General features: G+C 45.2%; 5 protein-coding genes and 1 riboswitch. All 5 genes read left to right on the plus strand.

The window, feature by feature from the left end; genetic code table 11:
- Window positions 1–204: 204 nt before the first annotated feature.
- The 5 genes from mpl to thiQ all read left to right on the plus strand — a co-directional run bounded on the left by mpl (window position 205) and on the right by thiQ (window position 5876).
- Window positions 205–1563 carry a UDP-N-acetylmuramate:L-alanyl-gamma-D-glutamyl-meso-diaminopimelate ligase gene (gene mpl, locus AB4180_RS16705; protein WP_102250212.1) on the plus strand — a complete coding sequence of 453 codons (1359 nt, stop codon included), beginning with the start codon at window positions 205–207 and terminating at the stop codon, window positions 1561–1563.
- 37 nt (window positions 1564–1600) lie between these two features.
- A complete protein-coding gene (locus AB4180_RS16710) occupies window positions 1601–2224 on the plus strand; it encodes a flavin prenyltransferase UbiX (RefSeq protein ID WP_102250211.1) in 624 nt (207 codons plus the stop codon).
- 43 nt (window positions 2225–2267) lie between these two features.
- Window positions 2268–2387, plus strand: a riboswitch (TPP riboswitch).
- A 53-nt stretch (window positions 2388–2440) separates the two neighbouring features.
- Complete coding sequence (gene thiB, locus AB4180_RS16715; RefSeq protein WP_102250210.1) at window positions 2441–3433, plus strand: thiamine ABC transporter substrate binding subunit; 993 nt, start codon at window positions 2441–2443, stop codon at window positions 3431–3433.
- A gap of 125 nt (window positions 3434–3558) precedes the next feature.
- Window positions 3559–5172 (plus strand): thiamine/thiamine pyrophosphate ABC transporter permease ThiP, encoded by a 1614-nt coding sequence (thiP, locus tag AB4180_RS16720; RefSeq protein WP_198592271.1) that lies wholly within the window; start codon window positions 3559–3561, stop codon window positions 5170–5172.
- On the plus strand, window positions 5172–5876 hold the full coding sequence (gene thiQ / locus AB4180_RS16725) for a thiamine ABC transporter ATP-binding protein (protein WP_009847749.1): 705 nt from the start codon (window positions 5172–5174) through the stop codon (window positions 5874–5876). Before thiP ends, thiQ begins: the two co-directional genes overlap by 1 nt.
- Window positions 5877–6000: the final 124 nt, after the last annotated feature.

Consider the following 6000-nt stretch of genomic DNA (forward strand, 5'->3'; position numbering starts at 1 on the left):
CGGGCTTTATTCACCTAGACGCCTACTTAAATTCTAAAGGTTAGATCTTTTTAATGGTAATGAACTAAGCGACGCAGATCTCACTTACTATGTCGACTAAATTTGTTTTGCATTGCTACTCGCTTTTAATCGCCATTTAATGATAATGAGTGCAGTAGTTTGATTTAGACATGGTTCATTTAGCCAAGCGTTTGGAAGCAATTTATGCATATTCATATCTTAGGAATTTGTGGCACCTTCATGGGAGGTGCAGCGGTATTGGCTCGTCAATTAGGTCACAAGGTTACCGGTAGTGACGCGAATGTTTACCCACCAATGAGCACTTTGTTGGAGTCTCAAGGGATTGAAATTATTGAAGGGTTTAACCCAAGCCAGTTAGAACCAAGGCCTGATCTCGTGGTGATTGGTAATGCGATGAGTCGTGGCAACCCGTGTGTTGAGTATGTATTGGATAACAACCTTAGATACACCTCAGGCCCGCAATGGTTGCAAGAGTTCTTGTTGCATGATCGTTGGGTATTAGCGGTATCGGGAACGCATGGCAAGACAACAACATCGAGCATGCTGGCTTGGATTTTAGAAGACTGTGGCTATGCGCCTGGCTTCTTAGTGGGCGGCGTGTTAGGTAACTTTGGTATCTCTGCTCGCCTTGGTGAAAGCATGTTCTTCGTGGTCGAAGCTGACGAATACGACAGTGCTTTTTTTGATAAACGATCTAAGTTCGTTCACTACCACCCAAGAACCTTGGTAATGAATAACCTCGAGTTCGATCATGCTGACATCTTCGATGATCTTGAGGCGATTAAGCGTCAGTTCCACCACTTAGTGCGCACTGTGCCAGGTAATGGCCGAATTTTCTCTCCTAAAGAAGATACGGCTATTCAAGATGTTTTATCTCGCGGATGCTGGAGTGAGACAGAATCGAGTGGTGAACAAGGTGATTGGGATGCCAAGAAGCTGGTTAAAGACGGGTCTCAATTTGGAGTGTACTTCCAAGGCGAATGCGTAGGAACTGTCGACTGGGATTTGGTTGGCGACCATAACGTCAATAATGCTTTGATGGCGATTGCAGCTGCGCGACATGTAGGGGTGACACCTGATTTAGCGTGTGAATCGTTGGCGAAGTTCATCAACACCAAACGTCGTCTAGAGTTTAAAGGCGAAGTGGCAGGCGTTTCTGTCTATGACGATTTTGCTCATCACCCAACAGCAATTGAACTTACGCTGGGCGGTTTACGTAATAAGGTCGACACGAAAAAAATAATTGCCGTTTTAGAGCCTCGTTCTGCCACAATGAAATGTGGAGTGCACAAAGAAACGCTGGCTGATTCGTTGAAGCAAGCGGATTCTACTTACTTATTCCAACCCGATAACATTGATTGGTCGGTACAAGACGTCGCCGATGCGTGTCACCAACCCGCGCACGTGAGTGATAACATGGATGCATTCGTTGCTAAAATTGTCTCTGAGGCACAAGCGGGTGACCAAATCTTGGTAATGAGTAATGGTGGCTTTGGTGGTATTCACCAGAAACTGTTGGATGGATTGGCACTCAAAGGTTAACGCATCCTCGACCTTATAATTTGAAGTAATTGAGAACATGACAAAACACGATAAAGCGATAACTCTGGCTTTCACTGGCGCATCCGGTGCGCCTTATGGCCTGCGTTTACTTGAATGCCTTTTGGCCGCCGATTATCAGGTCTACTTGCTGATATCATCGGCAGCGCGAGTGGTGTTGGCGACCGAGCATGAACTTAAGTTACCTGCTGGGCCAGATGCTGCGAAACAAGCTTTGGTTAAGCATTTAGATTGCGACCCAGAAAAGCTGGTGGTGTGTGGCAAAGATGATTGGTTCTCACCGGTTGCATCTGGTTCAGCAGCACCGAAGCAGATGGTGGTGTGTCCATGCTCTGCAGGAAGCTTGGCATCGATTGCTCATGGCCTATCAGATAACTTAATCGAGCGTGCAGCCGACGTGGTTATGAAAGAGCGAGGACAGTTGTTGTTGGTGGTTCGTGAGACGCCATTTTCTACGTTGCATTTAGAGAATATGCACAAACTCTCGACCATGGGCGTGACGATTATGCCTGCAGCTCCGGGTTTTTATCATCAACCTAAGTCGATTGAAGACCTGGTCGACTTTATGGTGGCACGTATTCTTGATCACCTTGGTATCGAGCAAGATTTAGTGCCACGTTGGGGTTACGATCAACGTAATTGATCCAAACTTGATGGCTTATTGTTAAAAATCAAATTACAATCCTGAACACTCATCGGGGAGCGAACCATTCAAATAATGAATGCGAGCTGAGATCAAGCAGACACTTGGGACCCGTAAACCTGAACCAGATAATGCTGGCGTAGGAATTGAGTTAGGAACAACCTCTACCGTTCTCCTCCCTCAAACCTGTGCCGCTCAGACCATGGAGAGCGTCCAGTGAAATTAACATTAACAACTCTTGCTGTTACTACAGCCACCTCTTTTTCTGCCTTCGCAGCAGACAATACCTTAACGGTTTACACTTACGACTCTTTTGCTGCGGATTGGGGTCCTCGTCCTGCCGTTGAAAAAGCATTCGAAGAAAAGTGTGGTTGTGATGTGAATTTTGTCGCGTTAGAAGATGGTGTGTCTATTCTAAACCGCTTACGTCTTGAAGGTGGCAACAGCAAAGCTGACATCATTTTAGGCCTAGATAATAATCTCATGGCTGAAGCGAAATCTACGGGCTTATTGGCTGAGCACAGTGTTGATACGTCATCAGTGACACTTCCTAACGGTTGGAACGACAGCACTTTTGTTCCTTACGATTTTGGTTACTTTGCGTTTATCTATAACAAAGAGAAGCTAGCAAATCCGCCAAAGAGCCTGAAAGAACTGGTTGAGCAACGTGACGATCTTAAGGTTATCTATCAAGATCCACGTACATCAACACCAGGCCAAGGCATGATGCTATGGATGAAGTCGGTTTACGGTGATGAAGCAACTGCAGCATGGAAGAAGCTTGCTCAGAAAACTGTGACTGTGACTAAAGGCTGGTCTGAAGCTTACTCTATGTTCCTAGAAGGCGAGTCTGATTTAGTGTTGTCTTACACAACTTCTCCTGCTTATCACATCATTGCAGAAAGCGACTCTAAGTACGCAGCTGCAAGCTTTGAAGAAGGTCATTACACTCAAGTGGAAGTGGCAGCGAAGGTTAAAGGAAGCAAGAACGAAAAGCTTGCCGATGAGTTTATGGCATTTATCTTAAGTGATGAGTTCCAATCGGCGATGCCTACTGGCAACTGGATGTACCCAGTGACCGATGTTGAGCTACCAAAAGGGTTCGAGCAACTTACGGTTCCTCAGAAAGCGCTAAGCTTCACACCAGAAGAGATCGCTGAGAAGCGTAAGCCTTGGATTCGTGAATGGCAGAGTGCGCTTACTTTTTAACTTACTATTTAACTTATTATTTAAGAAAATGAGTTTTCTAACGTACTTTTAAAAAACTAGCTTTCTGTATTTAAAGGTTCATTCGTTATGTTTGGAGTGAACCATTTACGGTAAAAAATCAATTTATGATAAAGAAAACACCTAAGGTCGGGGTTTGGGTTGCGATATTCATTACCGCCTTCGTGGTTTCAGCAGTTGGGGCATTGCTAAGCAATGCCCCTTCTCTTGATATCAGCCAAGTATGGTCCGATCCTTACTATTGGCATGTAACGAAATTCAGTTTCTATCAAGCGACACTCTCAACGGTGCTGAGTGTTGGCTTTGCTATACCTATTGCTCATGCGCTGTGTCGCAGACATTTTTTTGGACGGGCCTTGTTGTTAAGGCTGTTTGCTTCGACCTTGGTTTTGCCCGTATTAGTTGGCGTATTTGGTTTGCTAGCTATTTATGGTAACAGTGGTTGGTTAGCTAAATTTCTGGCGAACTTCGATATTAAACTACCATTCTCGATTTATGGGTTGAATGGTATTTTGCTCGCACATGTCTTCTTTAACCTGCCTTATGCTAGCCGTTTACTTTTACAAGCTTTAGATACCGTACCTGCCGAGCAGCATAAGCTTTGTGCTCATTTGGGTATGAGTCATTGGAACAAATTCAGATGGGTTGAATGGCCTCGTTTAAGACAGCAACTGCCACATGTGTGTGGTTTGGTCTTCATGCTGTGTTTTACCAGCTTTACTACCGTGATGGCACTAGGCGGTGGACCTAAATCAACTACTATCGAGCTCGCTATTTATCAGGCGATTAAATTCGACTTTGACCTGCAGGCTGGTGCCTTGCTCGCAATATGGCAAATGCTGCTGTGTGGTGTGTTAGCTGTGAGCATTCAACGTCTATCGAAACCTATTTCAGTGATAGCCAGTCAATTGTCGGAAGAGAAATATTTGGTTAAGGACTGCTGGTGGTCAAAAGCTTGGGATAGCTTTTGGATCATCACCGTCTCAATGCTGGTATTGCCGCCATTAGCTATGGTTATCGTCAGTGGCATTAACTCGCAGGCATTAATCGTACTGAGCAGCGAGCCGTTTTGGGCTGCGTTAATGACCTCGGTTAAAGTCGCGTCATTAGCAAGTGTTATCGCTGTTGGTATTGGTATCGCGATACTGCTGACTAGTCGAGCATGGCGTTTACAGAACAAGAATTTTCGAGCCGATAAAATCGAGCTGATTGGCACTATTATCTTAGTGACGCCGGGGCTTGTGATCAGTACGGGCCTCTTCTTATTACTGCGTTCATTCACCGATGTTTTCAGCTTAGCTTTCTTTATCGTGATTGCAGTAAACAGTTTAATGGCGCTTCCTTACGTAATTAAAACCTTGGCTCAACCTATGCTGCATTTGTCTCAGCAGTATCAGTATGTGTGCGCAAGTTTGGGAATGACTGGTTTCACGCGTTTTAGGCTAGTGGAGTGGCGCGCATTGCGTAAACCGATGGCACAAGCCTTCTCGATCAGCTTTATGTTAGCAATGGGTGACTTAAGCGCGATTGCTTTGTTTGGTAGCCAAGATTTTAGAACTCTGCCCTTGTACCTATTCCAATTATTAGGCAGCTATCAAATGGAAGCCGCAGCTGTGGTTTCCGTGAGCTTACTGTTACTGAGTGTTGGCAGCTTTAGCCTGATTGAATTTTTATTTACTCGAAGATCTAAGCTCGATGCTAAAGAGTTGAGGAACCGATGATGTTAGTGATGAAAGATGTGGACTACCACTATCACAGAGAGTTGTTTTGCTTTGATTTTCAAGCTGAGCAGGGCGATATTGTTGCGCTGATGGGGCCAAGTGGCGCAGGTAAATCAACGCTGTTGGCACTGGTTGCTGGGTTTATTGAGCCCACTTCGGGTGAGATCTCTGTAGCGGGACAGTCACTGATTGGCAAAGAAGCACATCAACGCCCATTGGCTATGCTGTTTCAAGAGCACAATTTGTTTGCCCATCTCACCGTACGTGAAAATATTGGCTTAGGCTTGCATCCAGGGTTAAAGCTTACGGCAACCCAAAAGCACGAAGTCGAACAGGCCGCTGCACAAGTGGGTGTCGCGGAGTATTTAGATAGACTGCCTGAGCACTTATCGGGCGGTCAACGTCAGCGTGTCGCGTTAGCGCGTTGTTTTGTTCAGCCTCATGATATTTGGTTGCTTGATGAACCTTTCTCTGCGCTTGACCCTTTGCTTCGTGAGGAAATGCTTAACCTGGTTAGGCGATTAGCCGCAGAGCGAAACATTACGGTATTGATGGTTACTCACCACTTAGGTGATGCACGCAGTATCGCAAATAAGTTCGTTTTTGTAGCGCTAGGTAAGGTGTTGGTTGCAGACTCGATAGAGACACTGACGGCTGAACATCCACAGCAAGAGCTAAGCTCGTTTGTTAAAGCGGGTGAATGATGATTTTTTCACTCCTGTGAGTACTTCTTAATATTGAGTACTTATTGATATTGAGAGCTTCTTGATATCGAGTGCGTCAAAAACAAAAAGACCTAGCATGCGCTATAATGCCGATCGTTTAAGA

The organism is Vibrio sp. 10N.286.49.C3, from assembly GCF_041469545.1.
Classification (GTDB): domain Bacteria; phylum Pseudomonadota; class Gammaproteobacteria; order Enterobacterales; family Vibrionaceae; genus Vibrio; species Vibrio tasmaniensis_A.